Source organism: Lentzea sp. NPDC006480, assembly GCF_040611995.1.
Lineage (GTDB): Bacteria > Actinomycetota > Actinomycetes > Mycobacteriales > Pseudonocardiaceae > Lentzea.
The window spans coordinates 125639-141820 of record NZ_JBEXPJ010000001.1 but is presented as its reverse complement, the minus strand read 5'-3'; the positions used below and the strand labels follow the sequence as shown (position 1 = coordinate 141820).

At 68.2% G+C, this 16182-nt stretch carries 19 protein-coding genes; 7 read left to right on the top strand and 12 right to left on the bottom strand.

Features of this window, described 5'->3' with window-relative positions:
- Positions 1-68 precede the first annotated feature (68 nt).
- Genes dhaM through dhaK form a run of 3 tightly spaced genes read right to left on the bottom strand, consistent with a single transcriptional unit; the run spans position 69 to position 2378 of the window.
- Positions 69-761: a dihydroxyacetone kinase phosphoryl donor subunit DhaM gene (gene dhaM, locus ABZX92_RS00680; RefSeq protein ID WP_355551827.1), complete on the bottom strand. Its 693-nt coding sequence runs from the start codon at positions 759-761 to the stop codon at positions 69-71.
- Complete coding sequence (gene dhaL / locus ABZX92_RS00675) at positions 758-1384, bottom strand: dihydroxyacetone kinase subunit DhaL (protein ID WP_355551824.1); 627 nt, start codon at positions 1382-1384, stop codon at positions 758-760. Before dhaL ends, dhaM begins: the two co-directional genes overlap by 4 nt.
- 1 nt (position 1385) lies before the next feature.
- A complete protein-coding gene (dhaK, locus tag ABZX92_RS00670) occupies positions 1386-2378 on the bottom strand; it encodes a dihydroxyacetone kinase subunit DhaK (RefSeq protein WP_355551821.1) in 993 nt (330 codons plus the stop codon).
- A 144-nt stretch (positions 2379-2522) separates the two neighbouring features.
- On the opposite strand from dhaK, the gene ABZX92_RS00665 reads away from it, so the two are divergent.
- Complete coding sequence (locus ABZX92_RS00665) at positions 2523-3515, top strand: iron-siderophore ABC transporter substrate-binding protein (RefSeq protein ID WP_355551818.1); 993 nt, start codon at positions 2523-2525, stop codon at positions 3513-3515.
- A 22-nt stretch (positions 3516-3537) separates the two neighbouring features.
- Here the strand turns inward: ABZX92_RS00665 and ABZX92_RS00660 are convergent, their stop codons facing one another.
- The 5 genes from ABZX92_RS00660 to ABZX92_RS00640 all read right to left on the bottom strand — a co-directional run bounded on the left by ABZX92_RS00660 (position 3538) and on the right by ABZX92_RS00640 (position 9621).
- Entirely contained in the window at positions 3538-5043 is a 1506-nt protein-coding gene (locus ABZX92_RS00660; protein ID WP_355551815.1) for an aldehyde dehydrogenase family protein, read from the bottom strand.
- Between the two features lie 78 nt (positions 5044-5121).
- Positions 5122-6141: a hypothetical protein gene (locus ABZX92_RS00655; protein ID WP_355551812.1), complete on the bottom strand. Its 1020-nt coding sequence runs from the start codon at positions 6139-6141 to the stop codon at positions 5122-5124.
- A gap of 247 nt (positions 6142-6388) precedes the next feature.
- Positions 6389-6622: a hypothetical protein gene (locus tag ABZX92_RS00650; RefSeq protein WP_355551809.1), complete on the bottom strand. Its 234-nt coding sequence runs from the start codon at positions 6620-6622 to the stop codon at positions 6389-6391.
- An 11-nt stretch (positions 6623-6633) separates the two neighbouring features.
- Complete coding sequence (locus ABZX92_RS00645; protein WP_355551807.1) at positions 6634-8325, bottom strand: sodium:solute symporter family protein; 1692 nt, start codon at positions 8323-8325, stop codon at positions 6634-6636.
- 120 nt (positions 8326-8445) lie between these two features.
- Entirely contained in the window at positions 8446-9621 is a 1176-nt protein-coding gene (locus ABZX92_RS00640; RefSeq protein WP_355551804.1) for an MFS transporter, read from the bottom strand.
- 83 nt (positions 9622-9704) lie between these two features.
- Here ABZX92_RS00640 and ABZX92_RS00635 point away from each other — a divergent pair, with 83 nt between their 5' ends.
- Both ABZX92_RS00635 and ABZX92_RS00630 read left to right on the top strand, forming a co-directional pair.
- Positions 9705-10319, top strand: coding sequence for a TetR/AcrR family transcriptional regulator C-terminal domain-containing protein (locus tag ABZX92_RS00635; protein ID WP_355551801.1), 615 nt, complete (start codon positions 9705-9707; stop codon positions 10317-10319).
- Between the two features lie 49 nt (positions 10320-10368).
- Positions 10369-10614 carry a hypothetical protein gene (locus tag ABZX92_RS00630; protein ID WP_355551798.1) on the top strand — a complete coding sequence of 82 codons (246 nt, stop codon included), beginning with the start codon at positions 10369-10371 and terminating at the stop codon, positions 10612-10614.
- Here the strand turns inward: ABZX92_RS00630 and nucS are convergent.
- The gene (gene nucS, locus ABZX92_RS00625) at positions 10566-11225 is read right to left on the bottom strand and encodes an endonuclease NucS (RefSeq protein WP_355551796.1); all 660 of its coding nucleotides are present in this window, start codon (positions 11223-11225) and stop codon (positions 10566-10568) included. The two genes, ABZX92_RS00630 and nucS, sit on opposite strands and share 49 nt — an antisense overlap.
- Positions 11226-11279: 54 nt before the next feature.
- Between nucS and ABZX92_RS00620 the strand changes: the two genes are divergently transcribed.
- Positions 11280-11816, top strand: a complete 537-nt coding sequence (locus tag ABZX92_RS00620) for an NUDIX hydrolase (protein WP_355551793.1) — start codon at positions 11280-11282, stop codon at positions 11814-11816.
- On the opposite strand, the gene ABZX92_RS00615 is transcribed toward ABZX92_RS00620, so the two are convergent.
- On the bottom strand, positions 11813-12736 hold the full coding sequence (locus ABZX92_RS00615; RefSeq protein WP_355551790.1) for a helix-turn-helix domain-containing protein: 924 nt from the start codon (positions 12734-12736) through the stop codon (positions 11813-11815). The two genes, ABZX92_RS00620 and ABZX92_RS00615, sit on opposite strands and share 4 nt — an antisense overlap.
- Positions 12737-12842: 106 nt before the next feature.
- Between ABZX92_RS00615 and ABZX92_RS00610 the strand changes: the two genes are divergently transcribed.
- Positions 12843-13433 carry a DJ-1/PfpI family protein gene (locus ABZX92_RS00610; RefSeq protein ID WP_355551787.1) on the top strand — a complete coding sequence of 197 codons (591 nt, stop codon included), beginning with the start codon at positions 12843-12845 and terminating at the stop codon, positions 13431-13433.
- Positions 13430-13837, top strand: a complete 408-nt coding sequence (locus ABZX92_RS00605; RefSeq protein WP_355551784.1) for a hypothetical protein — start codon at positions 13430-13432, stop codon at positions 13835-13837. Before ABZX92_RS00610 ends, ABZX92_RS00605 begins: the two co-directional genes overlap by 4 nt.
- Before the next feature lie 8 nt (positions 13838-13845).
- Here the strand turns inward: ABZX92_RS00605 and ABZX92_RS00600 are convergent, their stop codons facing one another.
- Positions 13846-14544, bottom strand: coding sequence for an SDR family oxidoreductase (locus tag ABZX92_RS00600; RefSeq protein WP_355551781.1), 699 nt, complete (start codon positions 14542-14544; stop codon positions 13846-13848).
- Positions 14545-14646: 102 nt separating this feature from the next.
- On the opposite strand from ABZX92_RS00600, the gene ABZX92_RS00595 reads away from it, so the two are divergent.
- Positions 14647-15501 carry a helix-turn-helix transcriptional regulator gene (locus tag ABZX92_RS00595; RefSeq protein WP_355551778.1) on the top strand — a complete coding sequence of 285 codons (855 nt, stop codon included), beginning with the start codon at positions 14647-14649 and terminating at the stop codon, positions 15499-15501.
- On the opposite strand, the gene ABZX92_RS00590 is transcribed toward ABZX92_RS00595, so the two are convergent.
- Positions 15416-16174: an enoyl-CoA hydratase-related protein gene (locus ABZX92_RS00590; protein ID WP_355551775.1), complete on the bottom strand. Its 759-nt coding sequence runs from the start codon at positions 16172-16174 to the stop codon at positions 15416-15418. The genes ABZX92_RS00595 and ABZX92_RS00590 overlap by 86 nt on opposite strands.
- Positions 16175-16182: the final 8 nt, after the last annotated feature.

Below are 16182 nucleotides of genomic sequence, written 5' to 3'. Positions count from 1 at the left end.
GAGGGCGCTCTCGGTAAACAACCGTGCCCGGTCTGGCTGGTCCACGAGGCGCCCCTGGAATCAACCGGCTAGTCGTCAAACCCCCTCTCCGCCAACTCCTCGATACGACGAACCGCCTCCCCGGCATCCTTCCCAGTAGCCACCACAGTGATCGACTTCCCCCCGGGCGCACTGAGCCCCATCAACGCCAGCACACTCGCCGCGGAAGCCTCCTCGTCCCCGTACCGAACAACAACATCGGCATCCAGCTCCGCAACAGTCCGAGCCAACAAAGCCGCCGGCCGAGCATGCAGCCCGACCTCGTTGGTCAACAACACCTCCGCAGACACGGCCTCCTGCACCAAATGCAGGTTGGGGCGAGACGGGGTGGCAACCGGCGTGTCACCGGACGCCCCCTCAGCAGCAGCAGCGACATCGGCCTGAGACGCCCCGCCCTGAGCCGCAACGGCCGCGGCAACGGCACCTTCGACCAGTGGCGCATCCACAACCGTGTACCGAGACGGATCATCCGCAGACTCCACCGCCATCTCGGCAGTCATCTTCGCGCTGCCCAAGTCGTAGAGCACCACAACGCCAGCGCCAGAATCCGCATCAGCCAGGGCTTCGACCACCGACCCGTAGTCAGTCCCGAGCCCGCCCTCCTCCGTCCCCCCAACAGGCAGCACAGAAACGTCCGGCGCCATCTGCCCGGACAGCTCGGCAACCCCGTTCGCCAGCATGTCGCTGTGCGAAACGATCACCAGCCCGACCCGCCCGCTCATGCCTTGGCCGCCGCATCAGCGAACGCCCGCAACAACAGCGCGGTGGAGCGAGCCCCAGGATCCAGATGCCCGGCACTCCGCTCCCCCAGATAGGACGCCCGCCCCTTCCGCGCCACCATCGGCACCGTCGACTCGGCCCCTTCAGCAGCCGCATCAGCCGCAGCGGACAACACAGCAGCCACCGACCCGTCCACCGAAGCAGCAGCGGCCACAGCAGGCGTCAACGCATCGACCATCGTCTTGTCCCCGACCACGGCCTTGCCCCGCGCCACCACCCCGTCGAGCGCGGCCTGCAGGGCACGGGCAACCGCCTCGCAGTCGAGCTCCTCAAGATCCCCGACCGCGGCCGACGCTCGCAGGAAAGCCGTGCCGTACAACGGCCCAGCCGCCCCACCCACCGTGGAGATCAACGTGGTGGCCACCAGCTTCAGCACCTTGCCGGGAGAGGCCGGCTCGTCGCTGTCCAGACGGGCCAGGACCGCGGTGAAGCCGCGCCGCATGTTCTCGCCGTGGTCCCCGTCGCCGATCGCCTGATCCAGGCGCACGAGCTCGTCGCGGTGCTCCTGGACGACGAGAGCGGCTGCGCGCAACGCGGTCACCACGTCGGATGCCGTGCACCCCACCTCAGACCCCCCACCGCAGCGCGGGGGTGTGCACCGGCGCGTCCCACAGCGACACCATCTCGTCGTCCAGCTTCAGCAACGAGAGACTCATGCCCTGCATCTCCAGGCTGGTGATGTACGGCCCGACGAGCCTGCGTTCCACCGTGATCCCCCGATCAGCCAGCAACTGCTCCGCGATCCCGTGCGCCAAGTACAGCTCGATCAACGGAGTCCCGCCCATCGAGTTCGTGAACAGCAGCACCCGATCCCCGGCCGCGAACGGCAGGTCCTCCAGGATCGGGTCGAGCAGCGCCGACACCATCTCGGACGCCGACCCGACCGGCCTGCGCGCGCGGCCGGGCTCGCCGTGGATGCCGATGCCGATCTCGATCTCGTCGTCGGCCAGCTCGAACGACGGCGTGCCCACGTGCGGCACCGTGCACGCGGTCAACGCGAGACCCATCGACCGCACCGACGCGATCACCCGCTCGGACAGGGCGACACAGGCGTCCAGCGAGTCTCCGCGTTCGGCCGCCGCGCCCACGATCTTCTCCAGCAGGACCGTGCCGCCGACCCCGCGGCGCCCGGCGGTGTACAGCGAGTCCTGCACGGCCACGTCGTCGTCGATCACCACCGAGCGCACCTCGGACTCGGCCAGCTCGCCGGCCATCTCGAAGTTCATGACGTCGCCGGTGTAGTTCTTCACGATCAGCAACGCGCCGGCGCCACCATCGCAGAGCGACACCGCCGAAGCGACCTGGTCCGGCGTCGGCGAGGTGAAGACCGCGCCGGGACAGGCCGCGTCGAGCATCCCCCGCCCGACGAACCCGCCGTGCAGCGGTTCGTGCCCGGACCCGCCGCCGGAGATGATCGCGACCTTGCCCTGCACCGGGGCGTCCTTGCGCACCACGACAGCGGGGTCGTGGTGCACGGACAGCAGATCGGGATGGGCGGCCTGCATGCCCCGCAGCGCGTCCTGAACCACGGTTTCCGGATCATTGATGATCTTCTTCATCGAAGAGCCCTCCCGATCGGCGGTGACCGTGTTCCTTCTTACTCCGGGGGTCTGACACTCGGAACGGGCAAAGGACCCCGGTACCGTTAGCCTGCCCTAAGAAATGCAGGTCAACATCACTGCAAGTAGCGGAGGAACAACGTCGTGTCGAAGAGAGCAGCTCTGCTCGTCGCAGTCGCCCTGACCCTGACGGCGTGCTCGAGCGCGCCGGACAAGCCCACCGTCGCCCAGGGCGGCGAGGACTTCGGCAAGGCGTACGAACTGAGCAACGGCTTCGGCACCAAGGAGAAGCCGGGCGTGTTCCCCCGCACCATCAAGCACGCGATGGGCGAGACCAAGCTGGAGAAGAAGCCCGAACGGGTGATCGTGCTCGACACCGGCGAGCTCGACAACGTCGTCGCCCTCGGCATCAAGCCCGTCGGCATCGCCTACACCGACGGCTCGCCGACCATGCCGTCCTACATCGGCGACAAGGGCGGCAAGCCGGAGAACGTCGGCACGACCAACAACCTGAACCTCGAAGCGATCACCAAGCTCAACCCGGACCTGATCCTCGGCAGCCAGCTGCGCGCCGAGTCGCTCTACCCGAAGCTGTCCGCGATCGCCCCGACCGTCTTCTCCGTGCGCCCCGGCTACGTGTGGAAGGAGAACTTCCTCCTCAACGCCGCCGCGCTCGACCGTCAGGCCGACGCCGCGAAGATGCTCGAGGACTACACCAACAAGGCCACCGAGACCGGCAACGCCATCGAGAAGAAGCTCGGCGTGCGCCCGACCGTCACGGCTCTGCGCTTCATGCCGGGCAAGATCCGGCTGTACGCCAAGAAGTCCTTCATCGGCACGATCCTGATCGACGCCAAGATCGGCCAGCCGACCCCGTCCCAGGTGGACGACCTGGCCGCCGAGGTCAGCGCGGAGCAGATCGGCAAGGCCGACGGCGACTTCATCGTCTACTCCACCTACGGCGACCCGGCCAAGACCGCGCAGGCAGGCGTCCTCGGCGGCCCGCTGTGGAGCGGCCTGAACGCCGTGAAGGCGGGCAAGGCCAAGCCGGTGCTCGACGAGACCTACTTCCTCGGCCTCGGCGTGCTCGCCGCGAACGTCGTCCTCGACGACCTCAAGACCCAGCTCGGCGCCTGACCCCAGCCGCGCGGGTGCTCGTTCAGCGACCGAAGAGCATCCGCGCGAGCCGCAGCGCCCGCTTGCCCGCCAGCGACGACCGGTCGAACGTCGCCATCTCGACGAGCGCCTTCGACCGCCGCTTCGTCACCGCCCTGGAGAACGTGAACTCACGCAGCCCGTCGTCGCCGTGGATGCGCCCGAACCCGGAGTCGCCCACACCGCCGAACGGAATCCCGGGAATCGCCGCGCTGGCCAGCACCGCGTTGATCGACACCATGCCGACCCGCAGCTCCCGCGCCAGCTCCTCGCCCCGCGCCTTCGAGAACACGGCGGCACCCAGCCCGTACTTCGACTGGTTCGCCAGCCGCACACCTTCCAGCGCGTTCGGCACGCGGTTGATCACCACGGTCGGCCCGAAGGTCTCCTCGGTGATCGCGAGCGAGTCCTCCGGCACGTCCGTCAGCACGACCGGCTCGACGTACGGCGGCCTGATCGACTCCGGCCCACCGACGAGCGCCTTGGCGCCGCGGTCCAGCGCGTCCTGCACGTGCTCGCGGATGACCTCCACCTGCGACGGCATCGTGATCGGCCCGAGGTCCGCGGTCGGCTCGCCGCCCGGCTTGAGCTTGCGCACCCGCTTCACCGCGAGCTCGATGAACCTGTCGGCCACGTCCTCGGCCACGTACACGCGCTCAACGCCCACGCACGTCTGACCGGCGTTCGACACCGCGCCCCACACAGCGGCCTCGGCGGCGGCCACCAGGTCGGCGTCGGAGTCGACGATCAGCGCGTCCTTGCCACCGCATTCGACCAGCACCGGCGTGAGCGTCGCGGCACACGCGGCCATGACCTTCTTGCCGGTCCGCGTGGAGCCCGTGAAGGCGATCTTGTCGACACCGGAACTGCACAACGCGGAGCCTGTCTCACCCAGGCCCGTGACGACCTGCAACACCGGGTACTCCGGCACGGCCTCGGAGAACGTCGACGCGAGGAACGTGCCCACGCCGGGCGTGAACTCGGAGGGCTTGAACACCACGGCGTTGCCGGCGGCCAGCGCGTAGGAGATCGAACCCATCGGCGTGTGCGCGGGGTAGTTCCACGGCCCGATGACACCGACGACGCCCAACGGCAGGTACTCGACCGTCGCGCTGTGGTTGAACATCAGCATGCCCTGGAAGACCTTGCGCCTGCCCAGCACCCGGCCCGCGTGACGCGCCGCCCAGTGCAGGTGGTCCAGCACCAGGGCGATCTCGACGCGGGAGTCGTCGGCGGGCTTGCCGGTCTCCGCGCTGATCAACGCGACGAACTCGTCGGCACGTTTCGACAGCACCCTGCGCCACGCGTCGAGCTTGGTCTTGCGCCCCTCGAAACCGAGGCCGGCCCACCACGCGGAGGCCTCGCGCGCCGAGGACACCGCGTCCTCGACCTCGGCCGCCGTGTGGATCGGGTGATGCGCGACGACCTCGCCTGTGCGCGGGTCCAGTGAAGCGAACCGCCGCTGCTCGCCATCGGCTGACAGCACGCTGTCCGAAGCGGTCTGCGTCATTGGGGCCCTCCCGGGTACTCGCCAGTAACCTCGACACTAACCCGTACTTGAAGAACTTTCAGCCCCCGCCTGGCCCCGTCAGGCGCTGGGCAGGCCGGGGAGCACCGCCTTGGCGAACGCCTGCGCCGCCTGGCAGCGGTCCATCGCCTTGTCCTTCGTCGCGCCCACCTGGAACTCCGCGATCTCGCCGGCATCGCTCGAGTCCTTGGTGCGGACGACGATCAGCTCACAGGTCGGGAACGGCCCGTCCTTGAGCACCTGGTAGCCCTTCACGCCACCGAGGTCGACCTCGGCGGAGTCCCGGTCGAACTTGCCGTCCTTCGGGATGCGCGCCGTCTTGAACTCGAGCTGCATCGACGCGCCCTGCCCGGACCACGAGCACTGGTGCAGGCCGAACGCCAGGGAACGCGGCGAGGCACCGACCACCGGCGCCTGCGTCGCCCTGTCCACGATCGTGCACGGGTCGACCTCGACCGGCGAACCCTTGAGCGGGGTGTACTTCTGCGGGTTGCCCCTGGCCTTGCGGATGGCACCCTCGAGCACCTTGCGCCCAGGCTCGCACACGTCGGCCACCGCCTCGTTGCCGCTGCCGGTGTTCGCCTGGATCCGCAGAGCCTGACCGGGGTTCTCCTGCGTGACGGCGGTGACGAAGCACGACGTGGTCAGCTTCTGCTCGCTGCTCTTGAGACCGGCGAGCTGCTTGTTCGCGTTCTTCAGATCCGTGGACGTCAACGTGTAGCCGACGTCCAAGCTGATGTTGAGCGTCTTGCCGGCCTTGTCCTTCATGTAGTTCGAGCAGCGCGTGTAGTTGCCGCTCGTGTACTTCGACGGCGTGCCGACCGTCTGCAGCACGTCCTTGTCGATCAACGCGCACGGGTTGACCAGCCGCAACCGTTCCGCCGCGAACGCCGGGTCGACCGGCTTGTTCGGCTGCGCGGACGCGGACGGCTTGGTCGACGGGTCGGTCGAGCTCGCGTCGGCTCCCGCCTGCACGGTGCGGCGCGGCGAGTGGGTCTTGGCGAGACCGGGACCGGTCGCGCAGCCGGCCATCAGCAGAGCGGCGGCGGCGACCACGGCCGTGGCACGAAAACGGAGCACGACGTGCACGGTAGCGACCTTCACAGGCGTTCGTGGGCGGTACCCCGACTTCCCCCGTGGCACATGTCACCCAGCGCTACGGGAACGATTCAGAAGATCAACGCGATGTACTTGGTGAAGACCCCTAGAGAAGGAGAGACGTGGTTAACCGAATTCGCCGCGCATTCAACTGGCTCGACGCGTGGACGATCGAGGCCTTCAACCCTGTTTACCCAGGTCGTCCCCAGTCATAGGCACAGTCCTGAGTTCACATTTCCTTGAGCGGCTTGCTCTTGTCCGCGAACTGGGGCCGCAGCGTCGCCCACGCGGCGAACACCGCCGACAGCACCACCATGGCGATGCCGGCCCACAGGTTGATGTTGACCCCTTCGGCCTTCTTCAGGTCCGCGTCGGACGTGAACCCGACGCCCATGACGACCAGTACAACGCCGTACAGGCCGAAGAGGAAAGCGATGATCAATCGCAGGTCGAACAACCTCATGACGGCCTCCCTCAGCCGAAGATGATGTAGAGAACGGTCGTCAGCGCCAGCACTCCGCCGCCGAGCAGGGCGGGCGAGCGGTACCAGCCCGCGTCCTCACCGGTGGTGGAGTGCGAGCGGTCTTCCTTGGGCGTCAGGCTGTAGACCAGCCCGACGAGCTCGCTGTCCGGCTTCGGCCGCGTGACGAGGCTGACCGCGACCGAAACGACGACGTCCACCGCGAACGCCAGGCCCGCACCGAGGAAGCTCGCGCCCTGGCCGGGCAGGTCCAGCCACTTGATGCCGAACGACGGCTCCGAGATCGCGTAGATGAACATCGCGGTGAGCGTGCCCGCGAGCAGACCCACCCATCCGGCGGTGGGAGTCATGCGCTTCCAGAACATGCCGACGATGAACGTCGCGAACAGCGGTGCGTTGAAGAACGAGAACAGCGCCTGGATGTAGTCCATGATGTTGGACCCGCCGAGCGCCGCCGCGATGAACGCCGTGCCGATCGCGAGCACACACGCCGCGACCGTGGCCAGCCGCCCGACGCGCAGGTAGTACTCGTCCGGCCGGTCCTTCTTGATGTAGTCCTGCCACAGGTCGTACGTGAAGACCGTGTTGAACGAGCTGACGTTCGCCGCGACACCGGCCATGAAGCTGGCCAGCAGACCGGTGATCGCGATGCCGAGGATGCCGTTGGGCAGAAGGTCGCGCATCAGCAGTGGCAGCACGTTGTTGTAGACCACGCCACTGCTCGTGTCACCCGCCTTGAGCTGCGCCATCTCCGGCACGATCACCGCGGCGATGATGCCGGGAATGACGATGATCGCCGGGATGAGCGCCTTCGGGTACGAACCGATGATCGGCGTGCGCTTGGCCGCCGACATCGACTTGGCGCTCATCGCGCGCTGCACCTCGGCGAAGTTCGTCGTCCAGTAACCGAACGACAGCACGAAGCCGAGTCCGAACACCAACCCGACGACGCTCCAGACCGGGTTCTCGATGCCGGTCAACTCGGTCGCGGGCCACGCGCTGAGCTGCTCCTGGTCCGTCACCTTCTGCACCAGGCCCTGCCACCCGCCGACCTTGATCAGGCCGACGATCGTGAGCGGCGCGAGCGCGGCCACGATGACGAAGAACTGCAGAACCTCGTTGTAGATGGCGGCACTCAGGCCACCGAGCGTCGTGTACGCGAGCACCACCAGTGCCGCGACGACGATCGACACCGGCAGCGGCCACCCGAGCAGCGCGTCGATGATCACCGCGAGCGCGAACAGGTTGATGCCCGCGATCAGGATCTGCGCGACCGCGAAGCTGATGGCGTTGACGAGGTGAGCCGGCTTGCCGAACCGCCGGCGCATGAACTCGGGAACGCTGCGCACTTTGGAGCCGTAGTAGAACGGCATCATCACGAGACCGAGGAACACCATCGCGGGGATGGCGCCGATCCAGTAGTAGTGCACGGTCGCCATGCCGTACTGCGCGCCGTTGGCCGTCATGCCCATGAGCTCGAGCGCGCCGAGGTTCGCGGAGATGAACGCGAGTCCGGTGACCCAGGCCGGCAGTGATCGCCCGGACAGCAGGAAGTCGAGACTGGAAGAGACGGATCGTCGTGCCATCACGCCGATGCCGAGCACCACCGCGAAGTAGATGACGAGCAACGCGTAGTCGATCGGTCCCGCATCAAGCCGCAGGTCCGCCCCGGCCAACACCGACACCGCCCACCTCCCAGACTTCCACAAAGTCGAACATCAACGCCCAGGAGAGGACACTACTCCAGGTGCGCGCCTTGTTACCCAATCGGCTTGATCACGAAACCACGACCTGACTTGGGGCGCTCACTGAAGTTGCGCCTCGTAGCGCCAAAGGGACGGCAACACAGCACTGAGCACGGCCGTTGACGACAGGCACGCCACACCGCCGATGGCCACCGTCTTGCTGATGCCGAACCGCGCGCCCATCACACCCGCACGGAGATCGCCGAGTGCCGGGCCCACCGATCCCACGAGCATCTCGATGCCCGCGAGCCTTCCCCGCAACTCGTCGGGGATCGTGCTGTTCCAGATGGCGCCGCGGAACGTGTCGCCGAGCCAGTTCGCCGCCCCGGCCAGCGCGAGGAACGCCACCACCAGCCAGATGTTCTCGCTCAGTGCCACTCCGATCATCGCGACGCCCACGAGCGCGGCTGCTGCGAGCACGAGTCGTCCGTGCTTGGTCACGCGGCTGGTCCAGCCGCCGGTCGTGGCGGCGATGAGCACACCCAGCGCCGACGCCGAGTAGAGAAACCCGACAGCCCAGGGCTTCTCCGCCGCCAGGAACGGGAACAGCGCGGTCGGCAACGCCAGCACGGTGGCCGCGAGGTCGACCAGGTAGGTGCCGATCAGGTCCGGCCTGCCCGCGACGTACCGCGCACCGTCGGCGAACCTCGGCCACTCCGCGTCGGCGGCGGTCGGCACGGACCGGACGCGCGCCAGCAACACCACCGACACCGCGAACGTGACGAGGTCGAACGCGAACGCCGTGCGCGCCCCGGCCGTGGCGATCACGATCCCGGCCGCCGCCGGCGCGAAGATGCCGCCTACTCCCCACCTCAGTCCGAGCAACCCGCCCGCCGCGACGAGCTGATCACGCGGCACCAAGCGCGGGATCATCGCCTCCAACGCGGGCTGTTGCAGCCCGTAGATCGCGGCGACCGCGGCCACCGACCCGAACAGCAGGACCAGACTGCCGGGTTTGATCAGCAGCAACGCCACGACCGCCGCCAGCGCGATCTCCGTGCCGAGCGCGATGGTCCGCCGGTCGAACCGGTCCGCGAGCACGCCGCCGTAGAGCCCGAAGCAGATCGCCGGCACCAGCTCGACCATCCCCACGGCGCCGACCGCGAGCGGCGACCCGGTGATCGCCGCGATCTGCAACGGCACGGCGGTCATGGTGAAGACGCTGCCCAGCATGGTGACCGCTCCGGACCACCAGACGAGCCGGAAGTCCCGCTGCCGCAACGGACGTAGGTCCACGTCAGTTCTCCTTATCAGTGATAAGGAGAACTTAGCGGCGATAAGGTGACAGGTGCCAACAGGTTTTTCGCGGAAGGTGCCCGATGCAGAAGGACGAGGTCGTCCGCACGGCGTTGAAGCTGCTCAACGAGGTGGGCATCGACGGCCTGAGCACCCGCAGGCTGGCCGCCGAGCTGGGCGTGCAGTCGCCCGCGCTGTACTGGCACTTCAAGAACAAGCGCGAGCTGCTCGACCTGATGGCCGAGGCGATGCAGGCCGAGGCCCTGCCCCCGGACCGCCGGCCGAGCGACGACTGGACCGTGTGGCTGGCCGCCGACGCGCGCGCCAAACGCAAGGCGTTGCTGGCTTATCGCGATGGCGCGCGCGTACACCACGGCACGGTGCCGACGGCTGCCGAACTGCCGGCGATCGAGTCACAGGTGCGCGCGCTCTGCGACGAGGGCTTCACACCGCTCGACGCGTTGCGGCTGCTGCTCGCGGTCGAGCGCTACCTCATGGGGTGGGTGACCGAGGAACAGGCGTGGCTGCAGAACGCCCACGAGCCGCTTTACCCCGACCTCGACGACGTGCCGTTGCTCAAGGAAGCCGCCGTCGTGCTGCGCATGGAGGACCGTGACGCCGACTTCGAGCACGGCCTGATGTTGCTGATCGAGGGCGCGAAAACCAGGTGCGAGCGGACATCCGGCACCCGAGACTGACCCGGTGGCCGCGCAGACGATCTAATCGTGCCCGCTGTGCCGCGGGGCGGTGATCGGCCCTGGCGACAACGCCGAGGTCTGCGACATCTGCCAGGCGCGACCGGACTGGGAAGCGCTCCCACAGGCCGTCCGGGACGAGGTCGGCGCGATGGCCGACGCGGGCGCCGTGTGGCTCGCGATCGAGCGGCTGCGGGAACTCGACCACAGCCGGCTCGATTCGTGGGACTACACGCTCATGGTGGCCTGTCAGAACAGGCGGAACTCGTCCGGCTCGATGCCGCGCAACGCGTCGTAGTCCAGCACCACACACCGGATCCCGCGGTCCTCGGCCAGCACCCGAGCCTGCGGCTTGATCTGCTGCGCCGCGAACACACCCTGCACCGGCGCGAGCAGCGGGTCGCGGTTCAGCAGCTCCAGGTACCGGGTGAGCTGCTCCACGCCGTCGATCTCGCCGCGGCGCTTGATCTCCACGGCGACCGAGACACCTGACCCGTCGCGGCACATCAGGTCCACCGGGCCGATGGCGGTCGGGAACTCGCGGCGCACCAGGGTCCAGCCCTCGCCCAGCGTCGTGACGTGCTCGGCGAGGAGCTTCTGCAGGTCGGCCTCGACGCCGTCCTTCTGCAGGCCGGGTTCCGGGCCGAGCTCGTGCTTGGAGTCGTGCATGACCTCTTCGAGGGTGATGATCAGCTTCTCCCCCGCCTTGTTCTGCACCGTCCAGATGTCCGGGTCCTCGATCAGCCAGCAGGGCGGGCTCATCCAGTTCAACGGCTTGAAGGCACGGTCGTCGGAGTGGATCGACACCGAACCGTCGGCCTTGATCAGCAGCAGTCGCTGAGCCATCGGCAGATGGGCGGTGAGTCGGCCTACGTAGTCGACCTGGCAGCGAGCGATGACGAGACGCACCGCGACAGGCTACGGGGTGTGTCCAGAAACAAGACGTTAGGTACGGTCCGTGGCGTGGAGAGCCTCGGCACCCGTGAGGTGTACGCAAACGCGTGGATGACCGTTCGCGAGGACGAGATCCGGCGCGCGGACGGCACTACCGGCATCTTCGGCGTCATCGACAAGCCGGACTTCGCGCTGATCATCCCGCTCGACGGCGAACGCGTGCGGCTCGTCGAGCAGTTCCGGTACCCGATCGGGATGCGGCGCTGGGAGTTCCCTCAGGGCACGGCTCCGGACCGCGCTTCCGCCGACCCGTTCGCGCTCGCCGTCCGCGAACTCCGCGAGGAGACCGGCCTGCAGGCGGGCAAGATGACCGAACTGGGCGTGATCGACGCCGCGCCGGGCATGTCGTCGCAGCGCGGCCGGGTGTTCCTCGCCACCGAGCTGGCCGAGGGCTTCCACGAGCGCGAGCACGAGGAGCAGGACATGCGCTCGGCGTGGTTCCCGCGCGCCGCCTTCGAGGCGATGATCGCGAAGGGCGAGATCACCGACGCGCAGTCGATCGCCGCCTACACGCTCCTGCTGCTGCACGAGCACGCTCAGCCCTAGTTCTGGCCTTGAAAAGCCGCGCGGTAGTGCTGCGGTGAGGTGCCGGCGATCCGCTTGAACCTGTCGCGGAACGCCGTGGCCGACCCGAACCCGACCTTGCTCGCGATCAGCTCCACCGAGTCCTTGCCGGTCTCCAGCAGGTGCTGCGCCTGTCTGATCCGTGCCCGGTGCAGCCACTGCAACGGCGTCGTGCCGGTCTGCTCGCGAAACCGCCGGTTCAACGTCCGCGTGCTCATCCCCGCCCGGCCGGCGATCTCGACCAGCGTCAGGTCGCGCGCCGCGTTGGCCTCCATCCACCGCAGCACCGGCTCCAGCTCCGCCCCCTGAGGCGTCGCGGGCGGGGTCACGATGAACTGCGCCTGCCCGCCTTCCCTCTCCAGCGGCATCACGGCCAGCCGCGCCGCGTCCGCCGCCACCGCCGAACCGTGATCGCGCCGGATCATGTGCAGGCACAGGTCCAGCCCGGCCGCGGCACCCGCGGACGTCAGGAACTGCCCGTTGTCCACGTAGAGCACGTCCGGGTCGACCTCGATCTCCGGATGCCGCGCCTGCAGCTCCTCGGCCCCCAGCCAGTGCGTCGTCACCCGCAGCCCGTCCAGCAGACCGGTCGCGGCGAACACGAACGCGCCCGTGCAGATCGACGCGATCCTCGTTCCTCTCGCGGCGGCCTGACGCAGCGCCTCGATGACCTGCTTCGGGACGACCAGGTTCGGATCGTGACCGGGCAGCATGATCGTGTCCACTTCGGACAGCAACTCCAGGCCGTGCGGCACCTTCAGCTCGAACAGCTCGGTCTTCACCGTCCTCTTAGGACCGCAGACGCGCACCCGATATCGCCCGGTCCAGCTGAAGCCGTCGACCCCGACCGCGAAGTCGAACGGGACGACGCTGTCCATCACCAGTACCGCCACCTCGTGCATGACGCTCACGGTAGCTGGCGAGAATCCGTTGGAACATGGCATTCCAGCCAGTTCTCGTTTCGCCCTGCCGCCCCTACCGTCGTGATCAACGACGAAGGAGGGGCGGATGCTCGCTCAGGTGGTGTTGTTCGACGGGTTCGACCCGTTGGACGCGATCGGCCCGTACGAAACGTTGGCATCAGGCGGAATTCACACCGAACTGGTGTCCGCGGAAGGTCCGCGCGAGGTGGAGAGCGGGGCACGGCTGTCCCTGAGAGCAACCGCCGCGCTCGCCCCCGACCGAGCCGGAATCGTGCTGGTCCCCGGCGCCGCGGGCCGGACGGAGGACGAGATCGTGGCGCTGCTCGCCAAGGCGGCGAACACCGTCGCCGAGCCGATGAAGCAGGCACTCGGCGAGGACGGCGTGACAGTCGCGACCGTGTGCGGCGGTTCCCTGGTGCTGGCGATGGCGGGGTTGATCGGCGGCCGCACCGCCACCACCAACCATCTCGGGCTGCACGCGCTGGAGTCCATGGGCGTCAACACCATCCGCGCGAGAATCGTCGACGACGGCGACCTCGTGACCGCCGCCGGGGTGACCTCCGGCATCGACTTGGGCCTGTACCTGGTGGAACGCGAGGTCAGTGCCCAGAAAGCGCTCGAGGTCGAGACCCTCTTCGCCCACGAACGGCGCGGCACCGCGTGGAGGGCCGCGTGAGCAAGCTGTTCCTCTCGCTGCACGTCCTGGCCGCGATCATCGCCATCGGCCCGGTCACCGTCGCCGCGAGCATGTTCCCGAAGGCCGTCAGGGACAACGGCAATCCCGAGCTCCTGCACCGGATCTGCCGCGTCTACGCCCTGATCGGCATCTCGGTACCGGTCTTCGGCTTCGCGACGGCAGGCGTGATGGGCGTGACCGGCCACCCCTGGGTGATCGTGTCGATCGCGCTCACCACCGCCGCCGCGTTCCTGCTCGCCCTCAAAGTCCTGCCCGGCCAAGAGAAGGCGCTCAAGACCGAGGACCTCAAGGGGTTGGCCGTGTACACGGGCCTCTTCAACCTGCTGTGGGCGACGGTGACCGTGCTGATGATCCTCCGGCCGGGCTCGACGACGGGCGCCTGACGCTGTGTCTACCTCTGGGAGACCGGCCGCACCACGATCTCGTTCACGTCGACCTCCGCGGGCTGCGAGATCGCGTACGCGATGGCGTCACCGATCGCCGACGCCGGCAGCGCGATCTTGCGGAAGTCCTCCATCAGCGAGGCAGCGAAGTCCTCGGTGATGGTGTCGGCCAGCTCGGACTCCGTGACGCCGGGCGAGATCACGGTGACCCGCAGGTCGTCGCGCTCCTGCCGCAGCCCTTCGGACAGCGCCCACACCGCGTACTTCGTCGCGCAGTACACGGCCGCGGTGGGCATGACCATGTGCGCGCCGACCGAAGCGACGTTCACGACGTGACCACCACCGTTGAACCGCGGCAGCACAGCGGCGATGCCGTTCAGCACGCCCTTGATGTTCACGTCCACCATCTGGTCCCACTCGTCGACCTTCAGCGAGTCCATGAGGGACAACGGCATCACACCCGCGTTGTTCACCAGCACGTCGACGCGGCCGTACCGCGCGACCGCTGCGTCCACAAAGGACTGGAATGACGAACGCGAGGTGACGTCCAGCGGCGCGTGCGCACCACCGATCTCGGCGGCCAAAGCAACCAGCCGATCCTCCCGCCTCGCCCCGAGAAACACCTGATGCCCCGCAGCGGCCAGCACACGGGCCGTCGCCTCACCGATACCGCTGGAAGCTCCACTGATCAACACGACTTTGCTCATGGCCACAACGATGACCAGCGGAAACAACGCCAGCCAGGACACCTTCTGCCTAGGTGTGGCACACCCAGGCAAAAATCAGCGCGGCCGAATAACCTCGGAGACGTGCTCGGAGAGTTCCTGAAAGCCCACCGCGCCCGCATCAACCCGGAGGACGCGGGCCTGCCGAGCCACACCCAGCGCAAGGTCAAAGGCCTGAGAAGAGAAGAAGTCGCGGTACTGGCCGGCGTCAGCGCCGACTACTACGCCCGCCTCGAACAGGGCCGCGAGACCAACCCGTCAGCGCAGGTCCTGGACGCGCTGAGCCGCGCGCTCAGGCTCGACACCGACGCGCGAGCCCACCTGCACCGCCTCGCCGGGGTCGTCGCCGACGAGGGCCATGCACCGGACGTGGTCAGCCCCGAACTGCGGCAGCTCATCAGCGGAATGCACGACATGCCGGCGTTCGTGATGAACTCGCTGCTCGACATCCTCGCCACGAACGCACTGGCAGAAGCCCTGTACGAGCCGTTCACCCCGGCCGACAACGCCGCCAGGATGACGTTCCTCGACCCGGCCGCCACGAGCTTCTACCCGCGCTGGCAGTGGGTCGCCCAGAGCACCGTCGCGCACCTGCGGCAGACCGCGGACCCGAAGTCCCAGCGCCTCAGGCAGATGGTGGCCGAGCTCAATCAGCACCCCACGTTCAAGGAACTGTGGGAACAGCACGAGGTACGCGGGAAGACCCAGGACGCCAAGGAGTTCGTGCATCCCGCGGTCGGCCCGCTGAAGCTGGACTACCACTCGTTCGACGTCCGCGAGGCACCCGGCCAGTTCCTCGTGATCTACCGGGCAGAGCCAGGCCCGAACGCGGACGCGTTGAAGCTCCTCGCGACTAGTCGGGCCACACGGGCGGCCGCTTCTCCAGGAACGACGCCCGCCCCTCTTTGGCTGACGGGGACTGCGACGTCTCGGCCATGACGGCCAGCGCGATCTCGTACCCGTCGGCCTCCGGCCGGTCCAGCTGCGCGTAGATCGTCCGCTTGCCCACGGCCTTCGACGCCCTGCTCCCCCGCGTCGCCCGCGCCAGCAGCTCGTCAACAGCGGTGTCCAGCTCCTCAGCAGGCACAGCGCGGTTGATGAGCCCCCACTCCACGGCCGTCGATGCGTCCACGACGTCGCCGGTCAGCACCATCTCCATCAACCGCTTGCGTCCCACCGACCGCGCGACGGGCACCGCGGGCGTGTGGCAGAACCACCCGGCTTTCCCACCGGGCAGAGCAAATCCGGCATCCAGCGACGCCACCGCGAGATCGCACGACGCCACCAGCTGACACCCGGCGGCCGTCGCCAGCCCCTGCACGCGCGCGATCACCACTTGCGGCACGGCCTGAATGGTCTTCATCAGCACCGTGCACAGCTCCAGCAGCATCCGCACGCCCTCTTCGTCACGGGCGTGCACATCCGCGAAGTCGTGCCCAGCGCTGAAAACAGGCCCCTCGGCGGCCAGCACGATGCCGGCCGCGTCGGACGAACCGGCCTCCCGGAACGCCTCCAGCAGCTCGGTCAGGTGCTCGGCGGACAGCGCATTGCGCTTCGCCGCGCGGTTCATCGTGATCCGGACAACCGAGCCCTCACGCGCAACGTCGACCATCTCTAGAA

What these genes read in the sequence shown, in the direction of transcription:
- dhaM (WP_355551827.1), bottom strand. Translation starts at nt 761, where the DNA reads ATGAGCGGGCGGGTCGGGCTGGTGATCGTTTCGCACAGCGACATGCTG.
- dhaK (WP_355551821.1), bottom strand. Translation starts at nt 2,378, where the DNA reads ATGAAGAAGATCATCAATGATCCGGAAACCGTGGTTCAGGACGCGCTG.
- ABZX92_RS00660 (WP_355551815.1), bottom strand. Translation starts at nt 5,043, where the DNA reads ATGACGCAGACCGCTTCGGACAGCGTGCTGTCAGCCGATGGCGAGCAG.
- ABZX92_RS00650 (WP_355551809.1), bottom strand. Translation starts at nt 6,622, where the DNA reads ATGAGGTTGTTCGACCTGCGATTGATCATCGCTTTCCTCTTCGGCCTG.
- ABZX92_RS00635 (WP_355551801.1), top strand. Translation starts at nt 9,705, where the DNA reads ATGCAGAAGGACGAGGTCGTCCGCACGGCGTTGAAGCTGCTCAACGAG.
- ABZX92_RS00615 (WP_355551790.1), bottom strand. Translation starts at nt 12,736, where the DNA reads ATGCACGAGGTGGCGGTACTGGTGATGGACAGCGTCGTCCCGTTCGAC.
- ABZX92_RS00610 (WP_355551787.1), top strand. Translation starts at nt 12,843, where the DNA reads ATGCTCGCTCAGGTGGTGTTGTTCGACGGGTTCGACCCGTTGGACGCG.
- ABZX92_RS00600 (WP_355551781.1), bottom strand. Translation starts at nt 14,544, where the DNA reads ATGAGCAAAGTCGTGTTGATCAGTGGAGCTTCCAGCGGTATCGGTGAG.
- ABZX92_RS00590 (WP_355551775.1), bottom strand. Translation starts at nt 16,174, where the DNA reads ATGGTCGACGTTGCGCGTGAGGGCTCGGTTGTCCGGATCACGATGAAC.